Source organism: Blastococcus sp. OS1-29, from assembly GCF_057628075.1.
Window position 1 is genome coordinate 1 of the sequence record NZ_JBXXJK010000012.1, and the last position, 22,963, is coordinate 22,963.

Annotated in this window: 18 protein-coding genes and 1 pseudogene; 8 read left to right on the top strand and 11 right to left on the bottom strand. The window is 72.7% G+C overall.

Annotated features, from left to right (window positions below):
* Window positions 1-193 precede the first annotated feature (193 nt).
* Both AC2H4J_RS23145 and AC2H4J_RS23150 read left to right on the top strand, forming a co-directional pair.
* The gene (locus AC2H4J_RS23145; RefSeq protein ID WP_487467278.1) at window positions 194-565 is read left to right on the top strand and encodes a phage holin family protein; all 372 of its coding nucleotides are present in this window, start codon (window positions 194-196) and stop codon (window positions 563-565) included.
* Window positions 566-644: 79 nt separating this feature from the next.
* On the top strand, window positions 645-5,618 hold the full coding sequence (locus AC2H4J_RS23150) for an NAD-glutamate dehydrogenase (RefSeq protein WP_487467279.1): 4,974 nt from the start codon (window positions 645-647) through the stop codon (window positions 5,616-5,618).
* Window positions 5,619-5,752: 134 nt separating this feature from the next.
* Here the strand turns inward: AC2H4J_RS23150 and AC2H4J_RS23155 are convergent, their stop codons facing one another.
* On the bottom strand, window positions 5,753-7,165 hold the full coding sequence (locus AC2H4J_RS23155; protein ID WP_487467280.1) for an amidase: 1,413 nt from the start codon (window positions 7,163-7,165) through the stop codon (window positions 5,753-5,755).
* A 63-nt stretch (window positions 7,166-7,228) separates the two neighbouring features.
* Here AC2H4J_RS23155 and AC2H4J_RS23160 point away from each other — a divergent pair, with 63 nt between their 5' ends.
* Complete coding sequence (locus AC2H4J_RS23160) at window positions 7,229-8,905, top strand: DEAD/DEAH box helicase (RefSeq protein WP_487467281.1); 1,677 nt, start codon at window positions 7,229-7,231, stop codon at window positions 8,903-8,905.
* Here AC2H4J_RS23160 and AC2H4J_RS23165 read toward each other — a convergent pair.
* Together AC2H4J_RS23165 and yaaA are read right to left on the bottom strand one after the other, a co-directional pair.
* A pseudogene (locus tag AC2H4J_RS23165) lies at window positions 8,902-11,405 on the bottom strand (SpoIIE family protein phosphatase). The gene AC2H4J_RS23160 and the pseudogene AC2H4J_RS23165 overlap by 4 nt on opposite strands.
* A 151-nt stretch (window positions 11,406-11,556) precedes the next feature.
* Window positions 11,557-12,303 (bottom strand): peroxide stress protein YaaA, encoded by a 747-nt coding sequence (gene yaaA, locus AC2H4J_RS23170; protein WP_487467282.1) that lies wholly within the window; start codon window positions 12,301-12,303, stop codon window positions 11,557-11,559.
* Between the two features lie 58 nt (window positions 12,304-12,361).
* Here yaaA and AC2H4J_RS23175 point away from each other — a divergent pair, with 58 nt between their 5' ends.
* The gene (locus AC2H4J_RS23175) at window positions 12,362-12,814 is read left to right on the top strand and encodes a VOC family protein (protein ID WP_487467283.1); all 453 of its coding nucleotides are present in this window, start codon (window positions 12,362-12,364) and stop codon (window positions 12,812-12,814) included.
* 6 nt (window positions 12,815-12,820) lie between these two features.
* On the opposite strand, the gene AC2H4J_RS23180 is transcribed toward AC2H4J_RS23175, so the two are convergent.
* Both AC2H4J_RS23180 and AC2H4J_RS23185 read right to left on the bottom strand, forming a co-directional pair.
* Window positions 12,821-13,624: an exodeoxyribonuclease III gene (locus AC2H4J_RS23180; RefSeq protein ID WP_487467284.1), complete on the bottom strand. Its 804-nt coding sequence runs from the start codon at window positions 13,622-13,624 to the stop codon at window positions 12,821-12,823.
* Between the two features lie 28 nt (window positions 13,625-13,652).
* Window positions 13,653-14,603 carry an acyl-ACP desaturase gene (locus AC2H4J_RS23185; protein ID WP_487467285.1) on the bottom strand — a complete coding sequence of 317 codons (951 nt, stop codon included), beginning with the start codon at window positions 14,601-14,603 and terminating at the stop codon, window positions 13,653-13,655.
* A 242-nt stretch (window positions 14,604-14,845) separates the two neighbouring features.
* On the opposite strand from AC2H4J_RS23185, the gene AC2H4J_RS23190 reads away from it, so the two are divergent.
* Entirely contained in the window at window positions 14,846-16,393 is a 1,548-nt protein-coding gene (locus AC2H4J_RS23190; RefSeq protein ID WP_487467286.1) for an LCP family protein, read from the top strand.
* Window positions 16,394-16,397: 4 nt separating this feature from the next.
* Here the strand turns inward: AC2H4J_RS23190 and AC2H4J_RS23195 are convergent, their stop codons facing one another.
* The 5 genes from AC2H4J_RS23195 to AC2H4J_RS23215 are packed head-to-tail and all read right to left on the bottom strand — an operon-like array spanning window position 16,398 to window position 20,577.
* Window positions 16,398-18,002, bottom strand: coding sequence for an ABC transporter permease (locus AC2H4J_RS23195; RefSeq protein ID WP_487467287.1), 1,605 nt, complete (start codon window positions 18,000-18,002; stop codon window positions 16,398-16,400).
* The gene (locus tag AC2H4J_RS23200; RefSeq protein WP_487467288.1) at window positions 17,999-18,925 is read right to left on the bottom strand and encodes an ABC transporter ATP-binding protein; all 927 of its coding nucleotides are present in this window, start codon (window positions 18,923-18,925) and stop codon (window positions 17,999-18,001) included. Before AC2H4J_RS23200 ends, AC2H4J_RS23195 begins: the two co-directional genes overlap by 4 nt.
* 49 nt (window positions 18,926-18,974) lie before the next feature.
* Window positions 18,975-19,358 (bottom strand): VOC family protein, encoded by a 384-nt coding sequence (locus AC2H4J_RS23205; protein WP_487467289.1) that lies wholly within the window; start codon window positions 19,356-19,358, stop codon window positions 18,975-18,977.
* Between the two features lie 10 nt (window positions 19,359-19,368).
* The gene (locus tag AC2H4J_RS23210; RefSeq protein ID WP_487467290.1) at window positions 19,369-19,641 is read right to left on the bottom strand and encodes an ArsR/SmtB family transcription factor; all 273 of its coding nucleotides are present in this window, start codon (window positions 19,639-19,641) and stop codon (window positions 19,369-19,371) included.
* 45 nt (window positions 19,642-19,686) lie between these two features.
* A complete protein-coding gene (locus AC2H4J_RS23215; protein ID WP_487467291.1) occupies window positions 19,687-20,577 on the bottom strand; it encodes a DNA/RNA non-specific endonuclease in 891 nt (296 codons plus the stop codon).
* Between the two features lie 81 nt (window positions 20,578-20,658).
* Here AC2H4J_RS23215 and AC2H4J_RS23220 point away from each other — a divergent pair, with 81 nt between their 5' ends.
* From AC2H4J_RS23220 to AC2H4J_RS23230, 3 genes are all read left to right on the top strand, one after another.
* Complete coding sequence (locus AC2H4J_RS23220) at window positions 20,659-21,189, top strand: N-acetyltransferase family protein (RefSeq protein WP_487467292.1); 531 nt, start codon at window positions 20,659-20,661, stop codon at window positions 21,187-21,189.
* A gap of 20 nt (window positions 21,190-21,209) precedes the next feature.
* Window positions 21,210-21,416 (top strand): hypothetical protein, encoded by a 207-nt coding sequence (locus AC2H4J_RS23225; RefSeq protein ID WP_487467293.1) that lies wholly within the window; start codon window positions 21,210-21,212, stop codon window positions 21,414-21,416.
* Window positions 21,417-21,539: 123 nt separating this feature from the next.
* The gene (locus AC2H4J_RS23230) at window positions 21,540-21,740 is read left to right on the top strand and encodes a hypothetical protein (protein ID WP_487467294.1); all 201 of its coding nucleotides are present in this window, start codon (window positions 21,540-21,542) and stop codon (window positions 21,738-21,740) included.
* A 7-nt stretch (window positions 21,741-21,747) separates the two neighbouring features.
* On the opposite strand, the gene AC2H4J_RS23235 is transcribed toward AC2H4J_RS23230, so the two are convergent.
* On the bottom strand, window positions 21,748-22,959 hold the full coding sequence (locus AC2H4J_RS23235) for an acyl-CoA dehydrogenase family protein (RefSeq protein WP_487467295.1): 1,212 nt from the start codon (window positions 22,957-22,959) through the stop codon (window positions 21,748-21,750).
* Between the last annotated feature and the right edge of the window lie 4 nt (window positions 22,960-22,963).

The following is a 22,963-nucleotide window of genomic DNA, read 5'->3' on the forward strand; positions in this document are numbered from 1 at the left end:
GACGAAGTCCGCCGGGTCCGGCAGCTCATCGCCGTACTCGGTCTCCAGCCAGGCGATGTCGAAGGCGCGCGACTCCTCGGCGGTGAGGATCACCACGCCCTCGTCATCGAACATGTGTTCGATGATATCAACAGCTCGCCGTGTCTACCAGCGCAGATGGGGAAAACCTGCGGCGAGCCGATAGCGTGGCCGAGTGGTTAAGTTCGCGCTCAAGGTGGTCATCCTCGCGGTGGCCTTCTTCGTCATGGGCAAGTACCTGCTCAACGGTCATCTCACCGTCGAGACGAATCCCAGCGGGCCGCTCGGTGAGTACGGCACCTACCTGTGGATCGGGCTCATCTTCGGTGTGGTGAACGCGATCGTCGGGCCCATCCTGCGACTGCTGTCACTGCCGTTCGTCGTCATCACGCTGGGGCTGTTCCTCCTGGTGATCAACGCGGCGCTGCTCGGGATCACCGCCGCGATCAGCGACCGGCTCACCGTCGACGGGTTCGGCACCGCCCTCATCGGCGGCCTGATCCTCGCCCTCGTTGGATGGGCGGCCGACCAGTTGCTCGACCGTTGACGCCCGACGGGAGCACGGGCCGGTAACTCTCGCCGCGTCGCAGTGACGCGCACCTCAAGTCGCAGTAGCGTCGATGAACATGCCCACCACCACCGGTGTCGCCCCGGAGACCCCGGTGCGCAAGCCGGAGAGTGGCTCGGCGGACGGCTCTCTGACCGAGCTGGCCGCCCTCGAAGCCGCTCGCAGAGAAAAGCGTCAACTGCTCGATCGCGCCGCCGCGACGGCCCGGTCGGAGCTCGGGACGAAGCTGCGGCTGCCCGCCGGCTGCGCGCCCGAGGACCTCCCCGCGCTGTTGCAGCGCTACTACTGGAGCGAGCCCGCGGCCGAGGTGCTCGGCCACGAGCCGGAGGACCTCGCGGGCCTCGCCCTCGGGCACCTGAAACTCGCCGAGGTCCGCCCGCCCGGTTCGGCCACCGTCGACGTGCAGCGCCTGCCCGACGGGCGGTCGGTGATCCGCCTGGTCACCGACGACATGCCCTACCTCGTCGACTCGGTCACCGCGGAGGTGGTGCGCCAGGGCGTGACGCTCGCGCACATCGTGCACCCGGTCGTCGTCGTCCGGCGTGACATCCGCGGCAAGATCAAGGCCTTCTGCGACAGCTCGCTCGCGGTCGGCTGCGGCTCCGACGCGCTGACGGAGTCGTGGATGGCCGTCGTCGTCGACGGCGCGCTGGACGACGAGGCCGGCGCCGACCTGGTCAGCGGGCTGCGCACGGTGCTCGACGACGTCCGGGCGGTGGACGAGGACGCCGAACGGCTGCGCGGCCGCGTGCTGGAGCTCGCCACCCGCCTCGAGGAACTGCCGTCGGCGGAGGCCGGCGTGGATCCCGCCGACGACCCGGCCGAGGCCGCGGCGCTGCTGCGCTGGCTGGCCGACGGCAACTTCGTGTTCCTCGGGTCGCGCGAGGTCGATCTCGTCGAGAGCCGTGGCAAGGCCGCCGCGCGCGCGGTGCCCGGCACCGGCCTCGGCGTGCTGCGCAGCGACACCGACATGACCGCCTCGGTCGCCGAGATGCCCGAGGCCACCCGCTCCCCCGCGCACCACCTGCTGGACGTCACCAAGGCCGATGCCCGCTCCCCCGTGCACCGCCGGGCCTGGCTGGATCTGATCGCCGTGACGCTCCCGGCGGCCGACGGCGGTTCCACCCGCCAGCTCCGCTTCGTGGGGCTGTTCCCGTCGGCTGCGTACACGTCCAGCGTGGTCGACGTGCCGCTGGTCCGGCGTCGCGTCGCCGAGGTGATCGCACGGTCCGGTGTGCCGGCCGACAGCCACACCGGCAAGGAACTGCTCGAGGTCCTGGAGACCTATCCCCGTGACGAGCTGCTCCAGGTCGGCGCCGACGAGTTGCTGCCCGTCGCGCTGGCCGTGCTGCACCTGCAGGAACGCCGCCAGACGCGGTTGTTCCTGCGCCAGGACCCGACCGGCCGGTTCTGGTCGGCGCTGGTCTACCTGCCGCGCGACCGCTACACGACCGAGGTCCGCCTGGCGATGCAGCAGATCCTGCTCGAGCGGCTCGGCGGCACCCATGTCGAGTACACGGCGCGGTCCACCGAGTCGGTGCTGGCGCGGCTGCACTTCGTCGTCCGGGTGCCGGTGGGCCGGCGCGGGTCGCCGAAGCCGATGGCCGTCGACGTCGACGCCCTGCAGGCCGAACTCGCCGCTGCCGCCCGCAGCTGGACCGACGACCTCTCCGACGCGCTGCACGCCCGCCACGGCGCCGACGCCGAGAACATGCTCGCCCGCGTCGCCGACGCATTCCCCGCCAGCTACCAGGAGGACTTCTCCGCCGAGCAGGCCGTCGACGACCTGGAGCGCCTGGACGGGCTCGGCGACGGTCAGCTGTCGCTGCGGCTCTGGCTGCCCAAGCGCGCCGCCCCCGGTGACCGGCGGCTGACGATCTACCGGGTCGGCCAGCGGCTGCTGCTGTCCGAGGTGCTGCCGGTCCTGCAGCACATGGGCGTGGACGTCGTCGACGAGCGCCCGTACGAGATCGACCGCATCGGCGCTCCCCCGACCTGGATCTACGACTTCGGCGTGGCCGTGCCGCAGGTCGAGCTGCCGCTGCTGCGCTCGCTGCCGGAACGCTTCACCGAGGCGGTGGCCGCGGTCTGGCGCGGCGAGGCGGAGGACGACGGCCTGGGCGCGCTCGTCCTGCTCGCCGGCCTCAACTGGCGGCAGGTGACCGTCGTCCGTGCGTACGTGCAGTGGCTGCGCCAGGCGGGGCTGCCCTTCGGGCAGCGCTACGTCGAGGAGACCCTGGCCGGCCACCCGGACGTCGTCGCCCGGATGGTCGCGCTGTTCGAGGCGCGGTTCTCCCCCGAGCGCAGCCGGGGCCGCGAGGCCCGGCAGCGCGATCTCGTCGAGAGCCTGCGGACGGCGATCGGCGAGGTGGAGTCGCTGGACGCCGACCGGGTGCTCTCCTCGCTGCTGGCCGCGATCACCGCCACCCAGCGGACGACGTACTACGCCGGCGGCCCGCTGGCTCTGAAGCTGGACCCGCACGCCGTCCCCGATCTGCCCGAGCCGCGGCCGGCCCGCGAGGTCTGGGTCAGCTCGCCCCGGGTGATGGGCATCCACCTGCGCTTCGGCGCCGTTGCTCGCGGGGGTCTTCGCTGGTCGGACCGCCGCGAGGACCTGCGCACCGAGGTCCTGGGCCTGGTGAAGGCACAGATGGTGAAGAACACCGTCATCGTGCCGACCGGCGCGAAGGGTGGCTTCGTCGTCAAGAACCCGCCGCCGGACGGGGCGTCGCGCGACGCCGTCCTGGCGGAGGGGCAGGCCTGCTACAAGATCTTCATCGGGGCGCTGCTGTCGCTGACCGACAACCTGGTGGACGGCAAGGTCGTGCCGCCGGAGCGGGTCGTGCGGCACGACGGTGACGACACCTACCTCGTCGTCGCGGCGGACAAGGGAACGGCGACCTTCTCCGACCTCGCCAACTCCGTGGCGCTGGAGCGCGGCTTCTGGCTGGGCGACGCGTTCGCCTCGGGCGGCTCGGTCGGCTACGACCACAAGGCCATGGGCATCACCGCCCGCGGCGCGTGGGAGTCGGTGACCCGGCACTTCCGGGAGCTCGACATCGACGTCCAGAAGCAGGACTTCACCGTGGTCGGCATCGGTGACATGTCCGGCGACGTGTTCGGCAACGGGATGCTGCTGTCCGAGCACATCCGGCTCGTCGCCGCGTTCGACCACCGGCACGTGTTCGTCGACCCCACGCCCGACGCCGCGTCCTCGTTCGCCGAGCGGAAGCGGCTGTTCGGGCTGCAGCGCTCGTCGTGGGCGGACTACAACCGGTCGCGGATCAGCGCGGGCGGCGGCGTCTGGCCGCGCACGGCGAAGTCGATCCCGGTCTCCGCGCCGATGCGGGCCGCGCTCGGGCTCGCCGACGGCATCACGTCCCTGAGCCCGATCGACCTGATCCGGACGATCCTGACCGCACCCGTCGACCTGCTGTTCAACGGCGGCATCGGCACCTACGTGAAGGCCACGACCGAGAGTGCCCTGGACGTGGGGGACAAGGCCAACGACGCCGTGCGCGTGGACGGCCGCCAGCTGCGCGCCCGGGTGGTGGGCGAGGGCGGCAACCTTGGCCTGACCCAGCGCGGACGGGTCGAGTACGCGCTGGCCGGCGGCCGGGTGAACACCGATGCCATCGACAACTCCGCCGGCGTCGACACCTCCGACCACGAGGTCAACATCAAGGTGGCGCTGAACCGCGTCGTCGACGCGGGCAGGCTCAAGCCCGACGCGCGGGCGGCGTTGCTCCACGAGATGGCCGACGACGTCGGGCTCGCCGTCCTCACGAACAACCACGCGCAGAACGCGACGCTGGCGGTCGAGGTGAGCGCGGCGCGCAGCCTGCTGGACGCCCACGAGCGGTTCATCCGCAGCCTCGAGCGCTCGGGCCGGCTGGTGCGCAGCGTGGAGGCGCTGCCCGATGACCGGCAGCTGGCCGAGCGACGCCGTGACGGTCAGGCGCTGACCAGCCCCGAGCTGTCGGTGCTGCTCGCCTACGCGAAGCTGGCCACCGATTCCGAGGTGCTGCACTCCTCGCTGCCCGACGACCCGGCGCTCGAGGAGCTGCTGGTCGACTACTTCCCCAAGCCGCTGCGCAAGCGGTTCCCGACGGCGATCACCGGCCACGCGCTGCGGCGGGAGATCATCGCGACGGTGCTGACCAACCGCGCGGTCAACATCGCGGGGGTCACCGGGCTGTTCCGGCTGACCCAGGAGACGGGCGCCCCGCTCGCGCGGGTGGTGCTGGCACACGCGGTGGCCCGGTCGGTGTTCGACGTCGACCGGCTCTGGGACGCCGTCCGGCCGCTGGACAACGTCGTGTCGGCCGCCACGCAGGTGGAGCTGCGGTCGGAGGCGACCCGGCTGGCCGAGCGCACGACGCGGTGGATCCTGCGCCAGCCGGAGCTCGCCGAGGAGACCGCCCCGGCGATCGCCGACGTGCGTGACCGGTTCGCCGCGCCCGTGGCGGCCGTGCGGGCGGGTCTGCCGCGCTGGCTGCTGGGCGGGGAGGCGGAGGCCTATGCCGAGCGCGCCGCGCGGCTGCACGAGGCCGGCGTGCCGGCCGCGCTGGCGGCCGAGGTCGCGGCGGCCCCGCTGCTGCCGGCCGCGCTCGACCTGGCCGTGGTCACCGAACGCACCGGTGCGCCGGTCGCCCTGGCCGGGCAGGTGATGCAGTGCGTGACCGAGCGGCTGGCGCTGGTGCCGCTGCGCGAGCTGGTCATCGCCCTCCCCCGCGACCGGCGCTGGCCGTCGATGGCCCGCGCCTCGCTGCGGGACGATCTCGCCATGGAGCAGGCGTCGCTGGTCGAGGACGTGCTGAGCCTGCGGACGGCGGACACCGACCCGCCGGAGAAGCTCGTCGCGGCCTGGGCCGACGGCTGGGACACCACGCAGGCGCGGTCCGCGGCTCAGCTGGCCGACATCGCCGCGGGGGACCGCCACGAGCTGGCCGAGCTGCTGGTCGCCGTCCGGACGTTGCGGGGTCTGCGCAAGCGCCGCCAGGCCCGCCGGCTGCCGCGTCCGGAGAAGTGAGCACTTTCCGGGACCGAGTGCGACGATGTGGGGGCCATCAACGCCTGATGGCCACCACTTCGTCGCACTCGAACGCGGCTCCCTAAAGCCGTCTCGCGATGTCTAGCCGCGCTGCTAGAGAGTCGTAGATCGGTTCAGAGATCGGGACGGCGCTCGCCGAACCCGGTGGCCTGCTCGAAGGCGTGGCCCACCTCGAGCACCTGACGGTCGGCCCGGGGCGCGCCGATGATCTGCAGTCCGACCGGCAGTCCGTCGTCGGTGAACCCGCCCGGCACCGACAGCGCCGGGCAGCCGGTCGCGGAGATGATCGTGCAGGAGCGCATCCACTCCAGGTAGTTGTCCTGCGGCACCCCGCCGATCTCGGTCGGGTACTCGAGCTCCACCGGGAACGGCAGCACCTGTGTGGTCGGCGCGAGCAGCACGTCGTACCGCTCGAAGAACGCGACCATCCGCTCGTACAGCTTCGTGTGCGCGATCTCGGCCCGTGCCAGGTCCGCGCCGGTCAGCTTCGCGCCCATCTCGGCGTTCCAGCGGATCGACTCCTTCAGCTTGTCCGGTGTCCGCTGGGCGATCTCCGAGAAGTTCGTGTCGAAGATCCACGCCCGCAGCGTCCCGAACACGTCGTCGGCGTCCTTCAGGTCGGGGCAGGCGTCCTCGACCGACGCACCCAGCGACTCGAAGACGCCGCCCACCGACGACAGCACCGCCGTGATCGCCGGATCGACGGTGATCCGGCCACCGAGATCCGGCGCCCAGGCCACGCGCAGTCCGGCGAGCGACGACGGCAGCGGCTCAGCAAAACCGGCCGGGTCGCCCGCCAGCGAGATCGGCACCCGCGCGTCCGGCCCGGCGATCGCCGACAGCTGCAGCGCGACGTCGGACACCGTCCGTCCCATCGGGCCCTGCACCGACAGCTGCGACCAGCCCATCGACGTCGGCCACGACGGCACGCGCCCCGGGGTGGCACGGAACCCGACGACGTTGCAGAAGCCGGCCGGGTTGCGCAGCGAACCACCCATGTCGCTGCCGTCCGCGAGCGGCACGAAGCCGGCAGCGAGAGCCGCGGCCGCGCCGCCCGAGGACCCGCCCACCGAGAGGCCGTGCCGGTACGGGTTGTGGGACGCCCCGAACAACGGGTTGAACGTGTGCGAGCCCGCGGCGAACTCCGGCACGTTGGTCTTGCCGACGCGTACCGCCCCCGCGGCCTTGTACCGGGCCACGATCAGCTCGTCGCGCAGCGGCACGTCGTCGGCGTGCAGCGGCGAGCCCCACGTCGTCCGCATACCACCGGTGGCGTGGGTGTCCTTGTGCGCGACCGGCAGGCCGTGCAGCGGGCCGACGTCCTCACCCGCGGCCAGCGCGGCGTCGGCCGCGTCCGCGGCGGCGCGCGCACCCTCGGCATCGAGGGTCACGACCGCGTTGAGGGCGGGATTGAGGCGGTCGATGCGGGCGAGGTGCGCGTCGAGCAGTTCGCGGGCGGAGATCTCCCGGGCACGCAGCATCCCGGCCAGCTCCGTCGCGGGCCGGAAGCAGAGGTCGTCGGTCACGCTGTCCAGCCTGACATGGGGCCGCCTGCGGACTCCAGGGGCAGCCGGGGAACGATGGTGCCGATGGACAGCCAAGCAGACACCAGCACGGAGCAGGGCCCCACCTTCGACGACCTCGGCCTCCGGCCCGAGCTGCTGCGTGCCCTGTCCGCGCTCGGCTACGAGGAGCCGACGCCGATCCAGCGCGAGGCGATCCCGCCGCTGGTCGAGGGCCGCGACCTGCTCGGCCAGGCCGCCACCGGCACCGGCAAGACCGCCGCCTTCGCGCTGCCGGTCCTGCAGGTCCTCGAAGCGCACCGCCGCGCCAAGGCCCCGGTCGCGCTGGTCCTGGTGCCCACCCGCGAGCTCGCCGTCCAGGTCTCCGAGGCCCTGCACCGATACGGCAAGGAGCTGGGTGCCCGCGTGCTCCCCGTCTACGGTGGCGCCCCCATCGTCCGCCAGCTGCGCAGCCTCGACTCCGGCGTCGACGTCGTCGTCGCGACCCCCGGTCGGGCCCTCGACCTGCTCAACCGCGGCAGCCTGAAGCTGGGCGAGATCGCCACCGTCGTGCTCGACGAGGCCGACGAGATGCTCGACATGGGCTTCGCCGAGGACCTGGAGGCGATCCTCGACGAGACGCCGGAGACACGGCAGACCGTCCTGTTCTCCGCCACCATGCCCCGGAGGCTCGACAGCCTCGCCCGCCGCCACCTGAACGACCCGGTCCGCATCACCATCGGCCGCGAGAAGGCCGAGCCGGGGGAGGCGCCGCGAGTCCGGCAGACCGCCTACGTCGTCCCGCGCGCGGCGAAACCCGCCGCCCTCGGCCGGATCCTCGACGTCGAGGCGCCCGCGGCCGCGATCGTCTTCTGCCGTACCCGCGAGGAGGTCGACTCGCTCACCGAGACCCTCAACGGCCGCGGCTACCGCGCCGAGGCGCTGCACGGCGGGATGAGCCAGGAGCAGCGCGACCGGGTGATGGGGCGCCTGCGGGGCGGGACGGCGGACCTCCTGGTCGCCACGGACGTCGCCGCGCGGGGCCTGGACATCGACCAGCTCACCCACGTCGTCAACTACGACGTGCCGTCGGCGCCGGAGTCCTACGTGCACCGCATCGGCCGCGTGGGCCGCGCGGGCCGGGAGGGCGTCGCGATCACGCTGGCCGAGCCGCGCGAGCACCGGATGCTCAAGACGATCGAGAAGGTCGCCGGGGCGCCCATCGCCGTCCAGCAGGTGCCGACGGTCGCCGATCTGCGCGCCCGCCGGCTCGACCTCACCCGCGGCGCGCTCCGGGAGAGTCTCCTGGGCAACGACCTCGACGGCTTCCGGGTGGTCGTCGAGAGCCTCGCCGACGAGTTCGACCTGATGGAGGTCGCGCTGGCCGCGGTGAAGCTGGCCCACGAGGCCGGGGGAGCGGTCGACGACGACGAGGAGATCCCACAGGTCGGGTTCAGGGTCGATCAGGGTGCTCCCGCGCGGGACCGAGCGGACCGTCCCGCGCGTCGTCCCTCCGGTGGCGGTCCGGTGGCGCGGCTGTTCGTCGGCGTGGGCCGCGACGCCGGCATCCGCCCGGGCGACCTGGTCGGCGCGATCACGGGGGAGACCGGGCTGAAGGGCCGGGACATCGGCTCCATCGAGATCCACCAGCGGTTCGCGCTGGTCGAGGTGCCCGACGGTGCCGCGGACGAGGTCGTCCAGGCGCTCCGCGCCACGATGATCAAGGGACGCAAGGCGACCGCCCGCCGCGACCAGAAGAACTAGGAGGCTGGGTCGTCCGGCACGTCCGGCGGGACGTCGCTCGGTCCGGCCTCGGCCGGCCGGGGCCGGTCCTGCCGGTGCAGACGGACGGCGACCAGTGCGACGTCGTCCTCCGGATGCCCGTCGACCAGCCGCTCCAGCACCTCGTCCAGCAGCTCCTCGAGCGGCAGGTGCGCGAGCTCCATGAGGGTGTCGCGCAGCCGCACCATGCCGGCGTCGAGATCGGCGTCGCGGCGCTCGATCAGGCCGTCGGTGTAGAGCAGCACGGTGGCCCCGCGGTCGAGGGTGACCACGGACTCGCGACGGTCGGCGTCCGGGTCGACGCCCAGCAGCAGGTCGCCCCGCCAGGCCGCGAGCTCCGCGACGCTGCCGTCGGGGTTGACGATCAGCGGCGGCAGGTGCCCGGCGTTCGCCCACCGCATCACCGTGACGCCCCGCTCGTACTCGTCCGGCGTCTGTTCGAAGCGCGCGACGGCTGCGGTGGCGAGAGCCCGGTCTGCAAGGTCGTCATCGACGCGTCGAGGCCGCGCAGCACCTCGGCCGGCCCCGCGTCGCTGTAGGCCGCGATCCCCCGCAGCAGCCCGCGCAGCTGGCCCATCGCCGCCGCGGCGGCGGTGTCGTGCCCGACGACGTCGCCGATCACCAGCATGGTCGAGCCGCCGGGCTGCAGGAACGCGTCGTACCAGTCGCCACCGACCCGGGCGGCCTCGGCGGCGGGCTGGTACCGCACCGCGATCTGCCCGTGGTCGGGCTGCGGCGGTTCGGTGAGCAGGCTCCGCTGCAGCTCCTCGGCCAGCTGCTGCTGGGCGTTGTAGAGGCGCGCGTTGTCCAGCGCCATGCCGGCGCGGTCGGCGACGTCCTGCGCGGTGGAGAGGTCCTCGTCCTGGACGACGGTGCCGGGCGCGAAGTAGAGCGTGAGCAGCCCCAGGGTGCGGCCGCGGCCGAGCATCGGGATGACGACGACCGACTCCGGCAGGAGCAGCCGCAGCAGGTCCCGCGCCTCGCCGGGCGGCAGCATGTCCAGCACGCTGCGGCCCCCGGCGCGGATCGACTCGCCCGAGATCAGCGCGCGGGCGACCGGTGAGACGGCGGGCATGGTCTCGAGCCGCACGGTCGTGTAGCGGTCGAGGAGCTTCCGCTGCCTGGGATCGGCGTGCCAGGAACCGATGTCGCGCGCCCGGCCGTCGCGGTCGACCACCGTGACGACGGCGAAGTCGGCCAGGGCCGGGACGACGAGCCGCGGCAGGTGCGCCGCCGCGGCCTGGGCGTCCATGGTGCCGGCGAGCTCGGCGGCCACCTGGGCGAGGATGGCCAGCCGGCGCGCGGAGCGCTCGGCCTGCTCCTGCACGCGCCGGCGCTCGGTGATCTCGGTGAAGTAGACCGACAAACCGTCGGGGCTCGGCCACGCCCGCACCTCGAACCAGCCGTCGAGCGGAGCGGGGTAGTAGGCGTCGAACGAGACCGGGAGCCCGGTGCGGACGGCGGTCCGGTAGCTGTCCTCGAAGACGCTGCCGCTCGCCGCCGGCCAGTCGTCCCAGAACACCCGGCCCAGCAGGCTCTCGCGGGTCCGCCCGAGCAGCCGCTCGGCCTCGGCGTTGACGTGGGTGAAGCGCCATTGCTGGTCGAGGCTGAAGAAGCCGGCCGGCATCGCCTCCAGCACCCGGGTGACCAGCGCGGCGCCCTCACGCGCACCCGTGGTGTCGTACGCGGCGCCGAGCAGCCGACCGGCGGTCCCGTCGGGCCCGGGGATCGCCCGGCCGCGGGCGTGCACCCAGCGGGTCGCGCCGTCCGGCCGGACCACCCGGTACTCGGCGTCGTAGTCCCCGCAGACCTCGATGCAGTGCGCGAGGATCTCGGTCACCCGCGGCAGGTCAGCGGGATGGAGCCGGGCGTTGAACGCTTCGATGCTGTGGTCGAACGTCGCGGCGTCGTAGCCGAACATGCCGATCAGCTGCTCGTCCCAGGCCAGGTGGCCGGTCTCGAGGTTCCAGTCGAACGTGCCCACCCCGGCGGCGTCGATCGCGAGCCCCCACCGCACGCGGTCCCGCTCGTACTCGCGGACCGTCGCGGTCAGCTCCAGCTCGCGGACCGCCGCGTCGGCCAGCCGGCGCAGCGTGGAGACGTCGCCGTCGGACCAGTCGCGCGGCTCGGGGGCGTAGACGCACAGGGCCCCGATGGCCACGCCGGTCCGGTCGACGAGCGGAGTGCCGAGGTAGCTGCCCACCGTGCCGGACAGGACGGAGGGAAGGTCCCGGGCCCGCTCGTCGCCGCGCGCGTCAGGAATGACGAGCGACGCGGTGCCGGCCGCGGTGACCGAGCACAGCCACTCGTCGAGCGGGCTCGGGCGCAGCTCCGTCCCCGTGAGGAGCGAGGCCTGGGCGGAGGGGACGCCGAGCAGCCGCGTGGCGAGCTCGACCAGCCGGTCCACCAGGGCCGTTCCGCCGTCCTGGGAGAGCAGCCGCCGGGCCTCGTCCACGCGGGCGTGATCTGCGGAGACGTCCACCGAAGCCTTCCTGCCGGCGAACTGCCGGAACGCACTGATCGGGCTGTCACCCGCTGCTCGAGGAGACCCGTCCCGAAGTTATGTCACGGGGGGTCGATTGGGCGCAACCGACTGGACGAGGATCACGTTCCCGCCCGGGCGGACCGGCTGGTCAGGGAGCAGGGACGAAGAGGGTGAGGCGCGTCGCGCCGTCGTGTTCCACGTGCAACCCCGCCCGCCTCAGCAGCCCCCTCAGCCGCACGACGTCGCCCGGTTCGGCCGTCGTCGTGGCCAGCAGCCGGGCCAGCCGGCCCTTGTGCGCCTTGTTGAAGTGGCTGACCATCGATCGGCTGCCGTCGGGTCGCTCGCTCAGCACCTCGACCGACACCGCTCCGGCGACCGGGGCCAGCGCCGCGTAGGACCCGCTGCGCAGGTCGACGACGAGGTCGTCGACCTCGGCCAGGACCGGGGACAGAACGGGCTTCCACAGGGCGCGCAGGGTCGGCAGCCCCGGCAGCTGCGACCCCGCCGACAGCCGGTAGGCCGGGATGGCGTCGTCCGCGGCGACCAGGCCGAACAGGGCCGAGCCGACGGCCAGCCGTCGTCCGGCGCGCGCCCGCTGCGCCCGGGTCATCGACCGGACGTCGAGGGCGTCGTAGAGGACGCCGGTGTAACGCAGCACCGCAGGCATCGTGGGGGCCGTCCACAGCTCGGCGTTGCGCGCGATCTCGCCGTCCTGCTTCGGCGAGAGGCCCAGCGCCGCGCGAGCGGCCGCGACGTCGCCGGCCAGTTTCCCCAGGTTCTCGACGAGCTCGGTGCGGACGCCGGTCAGTTCCGGAGCGGTGAGCGCGGCCAGATCGAGCGGGGCGCCGTCCCCACCGGGCGCCTTGGTCTCCGACGGGGGCAGCAGCACGAGCACGAGGCGCCAGGCTACGTGAGCCCCCGGCCGCGTCAGTGCCCGCGGATACCGTCCACCCGTGGAGAACCTCGCAGCGGCGCCGCAGCTCGCCCTGACCTTCGACTGCGCGGACGCGCGCGGGCAGGCGCGATTCTGGGCCGTCGCGCTCGGCTACGTCCCCGCTCCGCCGCCGGAGGGCTGGCAGACCTGGGAAGAGTTCTATGCCGACCACGACGTGCCGCCGGGGGAGCGGGACGACGGCGCCGCCATCTGCGATCCGGGTGGCCGACGACCGACGATCTCGTTCCTGCGCGTGCCCGAGCGCAAGCGCGCTAAGAACCGGCTGCACCTGGACGTGAAGGTCTCGGGCGGACGGCACGTCGACCCGGAACTGCGGACGCAGCGGATGGAGGACAAGGTCGCCGAGCTGCTCGGCGCAGGCGCCAGGGTGCACGCGCGAGACGTGCTGCACGGCCGGCTGGACCACGTGGTCATGCTCGACCCCGAGGGGAACGAGTTCTGCGTGGTCTGACGTCGGTCAGTCGGCCAGGTCGACGATCACCGGCGCGTGGTCGCTGGCGCCCTTGCCCTTGCGCTCCTCGCGGTCGATCAGCGCACCCTTCACCCGGCCGGCCAGCGCGGGGGATCCGAGCACGAAGTCGATCCGCATGCCCTCCCGGCGCGGGAACCGCAGCTGCGTGTAGTCCCAGTAGGTGTAGACGCCCGGTCCCGGCGCGTAGGGGCGGACGACGTCGGTGAACCCGGCCTCGACGACCGCGCGGAACGCGGCCCGCTCGGGCGGCGAGACGTGCGTGGAGTGGGCGAAGACCGTCATGTCCCAGACGTCGTCGTTCTCCGGTGCGATGTTCCAGTCGCCGACCAGGGCCACCTGGGCCGCCGGGTCCTCGGCCAGCCAGCCGGCGGCCGTGGTGCGCAGCGCCGCGAGCCAGTCGAGCTTGTACTGCAGGTGCGGATCGGCCAGCGTGCGGCCGTTCGGTACGTAGAGGCTCCAGATCCGGACGCCGCCACAGGTCGCGCCCAGGGCGCGGGCCTCGGGTGCGGGGTCGACACCCTCCTTCGACGACCACGACGGCATGCCGGGGAAGCCGACCTCGACGTCCTCGATGCCCACGCGGGAGAGGAGGGCGACGCCGTTCCACTGCGAGTGGCCGACGTGCGCGACCTCGTAGCCGATCGCGTTGAACATCATCTCGGGGAACTGGTCGTCGCGGCACTTGGTCTCCTGCAGCGCGACCACGTCGACGTCGCTGCGCTCGAGCCAGGCGGCCACCCGGTCGGCCCGACTGCGGATGGAGTTGACGTTCCAGGTCGCGATCCGCATGGGGGTCGAGATTACGGACCGGCCCCGCTCAGACCTGGACGGGGACCTGACCCTTCGCGGCCATCCGCGCCCGCATCCGCTCGCGGCTCTCCACGAACTTGGTGGCCTGGGCGTCGAGGCCGGCGAGGAAGGCGGCGAGCTGCTCGCGGGCCTGCTCGCCCTCCGGCCCGAAGTCGCTGCGCTCGAAGACCTTCCAGGTGCGCAGGATCGGGCTGACCACCTCGTCGTGGTGCAGCCGCAGGTCGTAGATGCCGGCCTTGGCGATGATCGTGGAGTTCTTCCGGAAGTTCGCCATGTTCGCGCCGGGCATCTCGAAGTTCATCACCTCGTTGGCGACGGCCTTCATCATCTCGTCGGGATTGATGTCGAACGCCGCGGTGACCAGGTTCCGGTAGAAGATCATGTGCAGGTTCTCGTCGGTCGCGATGCGGGCCAGCAGCTTGTCGGCGATCGGGTCACCGGTGGCCCGCCCGGTGTTGCGGTGCGAGACCCGGGTGGCCAGCTCCTGGAACGACACGTAGGCGACCGCCTCGAGCGGCGTCTTGTCCCCTGAGTCGTAGCCGGTGGTCATGTAGTCCATCCGCGCCCGCTCGAGCTCGACCGGGTCGACCCCGCGGGTGACCACGAGGTAGTCGCGGATGGCGATGCCGTGCCGGCCCTCCTCCGCCGTCCAGCGCCCGACCCACTGTCCCCAGGCGCCGTCGCGGCCGAACCGGGTGGCGATCTCGCGGTGGTAGCTGGGCAGGTTGTCCTCGGTGAGCAGGTTGACGAACATCGCCGCCTTGGCCGTCTCGTCCAGCCGGGACTGCTCGGGTGTCCAGTCCTCGCCGCCGAGGAAGGCGAAGTTGCGGCCCTCGTCCCACGGCACGTAGTCGTGCGGATGCCATTCCTTGGCCATCCTGATGTGCCGGTCGAGGTTCTCGGCGACCACCGGCTCCAGCTCGGTCAGGACCGCGGCGTACGGGGACGTCTGGGGCATGAGCACCTCCGGGATTCTCGACCTACGGCTGCGTAACCTACGCTGCCGTAACCAACGGCCGGTGTCCACCGTGGAGTTCCCCGCCGCGGGCCCCTTCACGCCTGCCCGAGACATCGAGGCAGGTCGCCGCGGCGAGTCGCGTCTTCCCCGCCGGCCGTCAGCTCGCTTCCAGCCAGCGCCCAGACGCCGGTTCGGTGGGAGCATGGGCCGATGATCATGCAGCCCCGGTCGACGGACGACGTGTGACCGCCACCCCGGACGGGGCGGTACCGGCCCGCGGGCGCCGCCGAGCCGCCCGTGGCTTCGGGTCCGCCCTCGGCTGGACCGTCCTCGGCGCCGTCGTCCCCGGCACCGGTTTCCTCGCCGCCGGACGCCGGATCCTCGGTGCCGTCACCCTGGTCGTCTTCCTGCTGCTCGTCGGCGGTGGGGTGTGGCTGGCCACGGGCGGACGGCGGACGGCGCTGCGCACCGCGGTCGACACCAGCGCACTGGTCTGGGTGGTCGCCGGGATCGCCCTGATCGCCCTGCTCTGGATCGTGGTCGTGGTCAGCGGGTACCGGATGCTCCTGCCCGAGCGGGTCGGCCGCGGCAAGCACGTGCTCGGGGCGTTCGTCGTCCTCCTGCTGGTCGCGGTGATCGCCGCGCCCGCCGTCCTCGTCGGCCGCCTGGCGGCCACCCAGCGCGACCTGATCGCCGGCGTCTTCCACGACAACGGCAAGTCCGCGACGGTCGACCCGAAGAAGAATCCGTTCGGCAGTCAGGACCGGGTGAACGTGCTGCTGCTCGGCGGCGACGGGGGAGCGGGCCGCGAGGGGGTGCGCACCGACACGGTCATCGTGGCGAGCATCGACACCCGGAGCGGCGACACGACCCTGTTCAGCCTGCCGCGCAACCTCGAGAACCTGCCCTTCCCTCCGGACAGCCCGCTGGCCAAGCTCTATCCGGAGGGCTTCACCGCGGACAAGGAGGACGAGGGTCTGCTCAACGCCGTCTACCGCAACGGACCGGCGCTGCACCCCGACGCCCTCGGCCCGACCGACGATCCCGGCGCCGACTGGCTCAAGCTCGGCGTCGGCCAGGCGCTGGGCCTGAAGATCGACTACTTCGTGCTGGTGAACCTCGACGGTTTCAGCCAGCTGGTCGACGCCCTCGGCGGCATCACCGTCAACGTCAACTACTACGTGCCCGTCGGTGGCGAGCCGACGATCGGCACGCTGCCCGACGCCTACATCGCGCCCGGTCCGAACCAGCACATGGACGGGCCGACGGCGCTCGCCTTCGCCCGGGGCCGGTTCGGGCTGACCGACTACGACCGGATGGCCCGGCAGCGCTGCACGATCAAGGCGATCATCGACGCCGCCGACCCGGTCACGCTGCTGGAGAAGTACCAGCAGCTCGCCGCCACCACGAAGGACATCCTCAGCACCGACATCCCGCGCTCGGTGCTCGACGACTTCGTCGACCTCGGCTTCCTGGTGAAGGACGCCGACGTCCGCAGCGTCGTGTTCGACGAGAGCCTCATCAAGCCCGCCTACCCGGACTACGACAAGATGCGCCAGATCGTGCAGGAGGCGCTGGCGCCCGCGGCCACGGCTTCGTCGTCGCGCAGCAGCGCACCCGCGGGCAGCAGCGCGCCCTCCAGCAGCGCCGCGGCGCCGAGCTCGGGCGCGGCGGCTCCGTCGGCCGCCGCGCAGGACCCGGCAGCCGACGTGGGCGACGCATGCAAGTACGACCCCGCGCGGGCGAAGCAGGCGCTGGACGAGGGGCAGCCGCCGACCAAGAGGAAGTGAGCGATCAGGCCGTGGACAGGTCGCGGCGCCGGAAGGTGCCGAAGCCCACGGCCAGCAGCCCGGCGACGGCGGCCACCAGACCGACGGCCGCGGGCAGGGTCCAGGCCTCGATCGGCACCCGGGGTGTCCAGGTGAACGGCGACAGGTCGCCGATCCAGTCGGGCCAGTTCAGCGGTCCGGCGAAGACCGAGACGATCACGACGTAGCCGAGCATTCCCCAGGCCACGGCCGCGGCCACCCGGGGGAGCAGCCCGAGCGCGGCCACGGTGAGCGCGGCGAGCACCCACACGGCCGGCACGTAGGCCAGCGACGCCGGGAAGAGCCGGCCGAATGCGCCGGCGTCCCCGCTCTGCGCGGCGTGGACCAGTGCAGTGCCCGCGCCGGCGACCGCGACCATGGCCGCGGACCCGGCCAGGGCGACCGTGACGTGGCTGCCGAGCCAGGCGCTGCGGCTGGTGGCTGTGGCGAGCACGGGCTCGGTGCGTCCCGCGGCCTCCTCCCCGTGGGCACGGAGCACCGACGAGACCGCGAAGGCGCCGGCCAGCAGGGCGTCGATGGAGAAGATGGTGGCCAAATAGGCGTCGACCAGTCCCGCTGAGGACACCCCCGGGAAGAAGACCTGGGCCTGCCGGTTGTCGCGGAAGAGCGTGTCGACGGCGTCCCCCATGGCGCCGTAGACCGCGCCGAGCAACGCGAGGCTCACGCCCCAGGCCAGCAGGGCGGCGCGCTGCAGCCGCACGGCGAGCCCCAGCGGCGAGCCGAGCAGGCGACCGCCCGTCGGCGGGCCGGGCCGCCCGGACAGCAGGCCCGCGCCGAGGTCGCGGTGGTCCAGCAGCACCTCGGCCGCCAGGACCAGGGCGACCGCCGCGATCAGGCACAGCAGCAGGGGGAGCGGGCGGTTGTCGGAGAACGGGTGCACCGCCTGCGCCCAGCCGATCGGAGACACCCAGCTCACCCAGCTGCCGTTGATGTCACCGACGGCGCGCAGCAGGAACGCGACCCCGAGCACGGCCCCGACCAGCCCGTAGGTCGACCGGGTGGACTCGGTGATCTGCGCGGCGGCCGCGGTCACGCCGGTGAAGACCAGCCCGCAGGCGGCCACGGCCGCGCCGAGCAGGAACGAGCCGGCCGCGGGCAGGCCGGTGGCCGTGCCGACGACGCCGATGGCCACGCCCGTCGCCAGGCACGCCAGGACCGACACGGTCACCGCGGCGACGAGCGGGGCGTGCCGGCCGACGTCGGCGGACCGGACCAGCTCGGTGCGCCCGGCCTCCTCGTCGGCCCGCGTGTGCCGTCCGGTGGTGAACATCGCCAGCAGCGCCACGGCGATCATCGCCGATCCCGAGATCTCGAACGCCACCGTCCCGGCCACGGTGTCCAGCCCCACGGGCGGACCGGAGAAGGCGATCGCCGCGGCGCTGCGGCCCACCGTCGCCCGGTAGATCGCCAGGGCGCCGGGGGTGCTGTACAGCGTCTGGCTGCTCGCCGACTGGGAGGCCACGAGCCCCGCGATCACGGCCACCCACACCGGCAGCCTGATCCGGTCGCGGCGCAGACCGAACCGCACCAGCGTCCGGGTGCCCGCCAGGACGGGGTGGGCGACGTTCACGACCGGTCCAGCGCGGCGAGCGGCACGCCGTCCTCGGCCAGCTCGTCGCCGTAGTGCCGGAGGAACAGCTCCTCCAGCGTGGGCGGGGCGCTGCGCAACGAGCGGACGCCGAACGCGGTCAGGTGCCGCAGGACGTCGTCCAGATGGTCGGTGTCGACGTCGAAGCGCACCCGGCCGTCCCGCACCGCGGCGTCGTGCACGCCGGGGAGGGCGTCCAGCCCGGTGACCGGTCGCGCCGTCTCGACGGCGATCGACGTCCGGGTGAGGTGACGGAGCTCGTCGAGACTGCCGGTCTGCACCGTGCGGCCGTGCCGGATGATGCTCACCCGGTCGCAGAGCGCCTCGGCCTCGGCCAGGATGTGGCTCGACAGCAGCACGGTGCGGCCGGCGGCGCGCACCTCGCGGATGTGCTCCTGGAAGACCGCCTCCATGAGCGGATCGAGCCCCGACGTCGGCTCGTCCAGGATCAGCAGCTCGACGTCCGAGGCCAGGGCGGCGACCAGCGCGACCTTCTGCCGGTTGCCCTTGGAGTAGCTGCGCGCCTTCTTGGTGGGGTCCAGGTCGAAGCGCTCCAGCAGCTCGGCCCGGCGCGCGGGGTCCAGGCCGCCGCGCAGCCGGCCGAGCAGGTCGATCGCCTCGCCGCCGGTGAGCTGCGGCCAGAGGGTCACGTCGCCGGGTACGTAGGCCAGTCGGCGGTGCAGGGCCACGGCGTCGTCCCACGGGTCCCCGCCCAGCAGCCGGACGGCTCCCGCGTCCGGGCGCAGCAGACCGAGCAGGACGCGGATGGTGGTCGACTTCCCCGACCCGTTGGGGCCCAGGAAGCCGTGCACCTCGCCGGTGGCGACCTCGAGGTCGAGGCCGTCGAGGGCCCGGGTGGCGCCGAAGGTCTTGACCAGGCCCGAGACCGCGATCGCAGTGCTCATGTCTGGAACCTAGAACTCCCGCGGACCGTTGGTCAGCCCCGGCGCGCTGTCACATGGCGGCGATCTGGATCAGGTTCCCGCAGGTGTCGTCGAGCACCGCCGTCGTCACCGGGCCCATGGCCGTCGGCGGCTGGGTGAACGTGACGCCCAGCGCGGTGAGCCGCTCGTACTCCTTGTGCACGTCGTCCACGGCGAAGGAGGTGAACGGGATCCCGTCGGCGACGAGGGCCTCCTTGAAGGGCCGCACAGCCGGGTGCTCGCTCGGTTCGAGCACGAGCTCGACGCCGTCCGGTTCGTCGGGCGAGACGACCGTGAGCCAGCTGTGGCCGCCCAGCGGGATGTCGGTCTTCTTCACGAAGCCCAGCACCTCGGTGTAGAAGCGCAGGGCCTTCTGCTGGTCGTCGACGAGCACGCTCGCCAGGTTGATCCGCACGATCGTCTCCTCAGGTGTCGGTGGGCCATCGGTCGGTGATGGCCCGCAGGGGCGTGGTGTCCAGGTCGTGGAACTTGTAGCGGCCCTCGCGCCGGGTCCGGACCAGCCCTGCCTCCTCGAGGACGTCCAGGTGCTGGGAGACGGCCTGCCGCGACGAGCTGAGCCCGTGCCGGGTGATCAACCGGCTGCACAGCTCGAACAGGGTCTGGCCGTTCCGTTCCTGTAGCTCGTCGAGGAGAGCGCGACGGGTCGGGTCCGCGAGGGCCTTGAACACATCGCCCACGGGACCACCATAGGCAAGTGGATACTTGCCTGACAAGACCTTCCGTCAACCGTCCAGGACCATGTCGTCCAGCGAGCCGAGCGGCACCCACGTCGAGGACGTCCCGCCGGGAGCAGGCGGCGTCTCGCCGGTCGCCGGGGCGTTGAGACGGTCCACCAGGATCAGCTGGTCGAGGTCCACCCCGGCCAGGACGGCGATGTCGGCGATCGGCACCTGGAAGGTGCGGAAGGCGCCGAGCGGCGGCGCCTCACCGGCGGCGGCCGCCTCGGCGAGGACCGCGTCGACGTCGTGGACCAACGGGGTCTGGTCGAGGATGTAGCCCGTCGCCGCGAGCGCGCCGTCCTGGACGAAGGCGACGACCTTCCAGAACCGCAGCGGGATCTGGATGCCGCGGTAGGGCGGGTCGTCGGGGTCGAGGACCGGTCCGGCGAACACGGCGAGCTTCCGGTCGAAGGCGTTCGCGTTCTCGAGGACGTAGTCCTCGAGCCCCAGCCACAGCTCGTGCCCCTGGTTGAACAGCGCCGCCTGGGGTGCCGCGTTGGTGAAGTAGAAGGTCTCGGCCTCCGCCTGGCGGGCCTCGTCCTCCGTGTCGCCCCAGGTGGAGGACGAGCGCATCACGAGGTGCCCCCGGTCGAGGTCGTTGTCGAGGTAGACCGGCGGTCCGGCCTGCGCGTCCTTGGGCACCCGGGGGTCGAACAGCCACTTGTCGGTGCGCACGATGTTCTGCAGGGAGGCGCCGTCGAGATCGAGTGCGGTGACCGCGGCGAACTTCCGGTCGGGACGGAACAGCACGGAGTAGTGCAGGTAGGGCAGCAGCACGGTGGCTGCGTCGGTGGTGACACCGGGCATGGGCACGCCGGGGCCGAGGAACGCCGGGTCGTAGCCCGTGCGATCCGCCAGGTCCTGTGCCGTCGGAGTTCCGGCAAGGTCTGTCATGGCGGAACGCTAGGACCGCGCGACCGGGCCGCGCCAGGAGGTCCTGCGCGGCGCTCCGAACCCACGCGGGACGATGGTGACGTGTCCGATGTCCGTGCCCACGTCGCTGTCCGTGCCGTCTCCGCCGTCGACGACGTCCTCCGCGCGGAGCTGCTGGCCTGCTGGACCGACGTCTCCAACGCCGGTGGCGCCGTGGGTTTCGTCCCCCCGGTCACGGCGGACGACGTCGAGCCCGTGCTCGCCCACCTGCTGGAGGGCGTGCACTCCGGCCGCGACGTGCTGGCGGTGCTGACCGTCGACGGCGCCACCGCCGGCTGGGCGGCCGTCGTCGGGTCGTCGAGCCCGCTGCGCAGTCACTGGGGAACGGTGCTGCGCGTGCAGGTGCATCCGTCCCGCCAGGGGCAGGGCCTCGGCCGGGTGCTGATGGAGGGCGTCCACGAGATCGCCCGGCAGCGCGGCTGGGAGTTCCTGACCCTCACCGCGCGCGGCGGTACCGGGGTCGACGGTTTCTACCGGGGGCTCGGCTACCACGAGGTCGGCCGGATGCCGGGCGCGATCCGCGTGGCGCCGGGGGACGACCGCGAGGAGATCCTGCTGCGCCGCGCGCTGTGACCGCCTGAGAGGGTGGGCCCATGGACGGATCGGCGCCCGACCCCCGCGACCCCGCGCGGGAACGGCTCTACGGGCTCCTCGCACTGGGGGTCGCCCTCGTGCTGCTCGTGTCGTCGGTGACCTGGTTCGGCACCGGTCAGACGCTCGTGGGCATCGGGCAGCTCGTGCTCGGCGTCGGCCTGGCCGCCGTCGGCGCGGTCCTCTACCGCCGGTCGCAGCGCGGCTGATCCGGTGTGCGCGGGCCTGGTTGAACGAGGTCGTGATCGACCTGGACGGTCGAGGCCACGTTGCAGCGGGTCGATCCGCGCCGCAGACTCCGGATCTGGACGTCGGTGAGCAGGGGAGATGCCGTGAAGCTGGACAAGCAGGAGTTCGTGCGCGTGCTGCGCACCGAGGGCGACAACGACACCGCGGACAAGGTGGACGCCGCGCTGCCCGACGAGATCGACACCGACCGGGACGCCGACGCCCTCGAGAGCGCCGGGCTCGACCGCACCCAGCTGATGGCCAAGCTGGCCGGTGGCGGCCTCGGGGGCACGGTCGCCCCGTAGCGAGGGCTCAGCCGCGGTAGGGGCGCTCCCGCGCCAGCTCCTCCTTGGCCACGCCGCGGATGTGCACCGCGTCGGGGCCGTCGACGATCCGCAGGGTGCGGGCGCTGGCGTAGAAGCGGGCGAGCACGGTGTCGTTGCTGACGCCGGCCCCGCCGTGCACCTGGATGGCGCGGTCGATGACGTCGAGGGCCACCTTCGGGGCGGCGACCTTGATCGCGGAGATCTCGGTGCGCGCTCCCTTGGCGCCGAACTTGTCGATCAGGTCGGCGGTCTTCAGCACGTAGAGCCGGGCCTGGTCGATCTCGATGCGGGACATCGCGATCGCCTCCCGCACGGTGCCCTGCTCGGCGAGCGGCCGGCCGAACGCGACGCGGCTCTGGGCCCGCTCCACCATCAGGGCCAGAGCGCGCTCGGCCATGCCGATGGCGCGCATGCAGTGGTGGATCCGGCCCGGGCCCAGGCGCGCCTGGGCGATCATGAACCCGTCCCCCTCGCCGGACAGGATGTTGCTGGCCGGCACGCGGACGTCGGTGAAGCGCAGCTCCGAGTGCCCGTGCTGGTCCTGGTAACCGAAGACGGGCAGGTGCCGGATGATCTCCAGCCCCGGGGTGTCCCGCGGCACGAGCACCATCGACTGCTGGCGGTGCGGGGCGCCGTCCGGGTCGGTCTTCCCCATGACGATGAAGATCTGGCAGCGCTCGTCGGCGGCACCGCTGGTCCACCACTTGCGGCCGTTGATCACGTACTCGTCGCCGTCCCGGACGATCGACGTCTGGATGTTGCGGGCGTCGGAGCTGGCGACGTCCGGCTCGGTCATCGCGAAACCGGACCGGATCTCGCCCTCCAGCAGCGGGTTCAGCCACCGCTGCTTCTGCTCGTCGGTGCCGAACAACATGAGCGTCTCCATGTTGCCGGTGTCGGGCGCCCCGACGTTCATCGCCTCCGGGGCGATGGTGGGGGACCAGCCGGTGATCTCGGCGACCGAGGCGTACTCGAGGTTGGACAGCCCGCCCAGCTCGTGGTGGAACAGGTTCCACAGGCCGCGCTTGCGAGCCTCGGCCTTGAGCTCCTCCAGCACCGGTGGGTGCTCGTGGTTGTCGTACCCACGCTCGGCCCGCCACTGCTCGTACACGGACTCGGCGGGGAACACGTGCTCGCGCATGAAGTCCCACGCGCGGGCGCAGACGTCCTCGGCTTTGGCGGAGAGCGCGAAGTCCATGCCC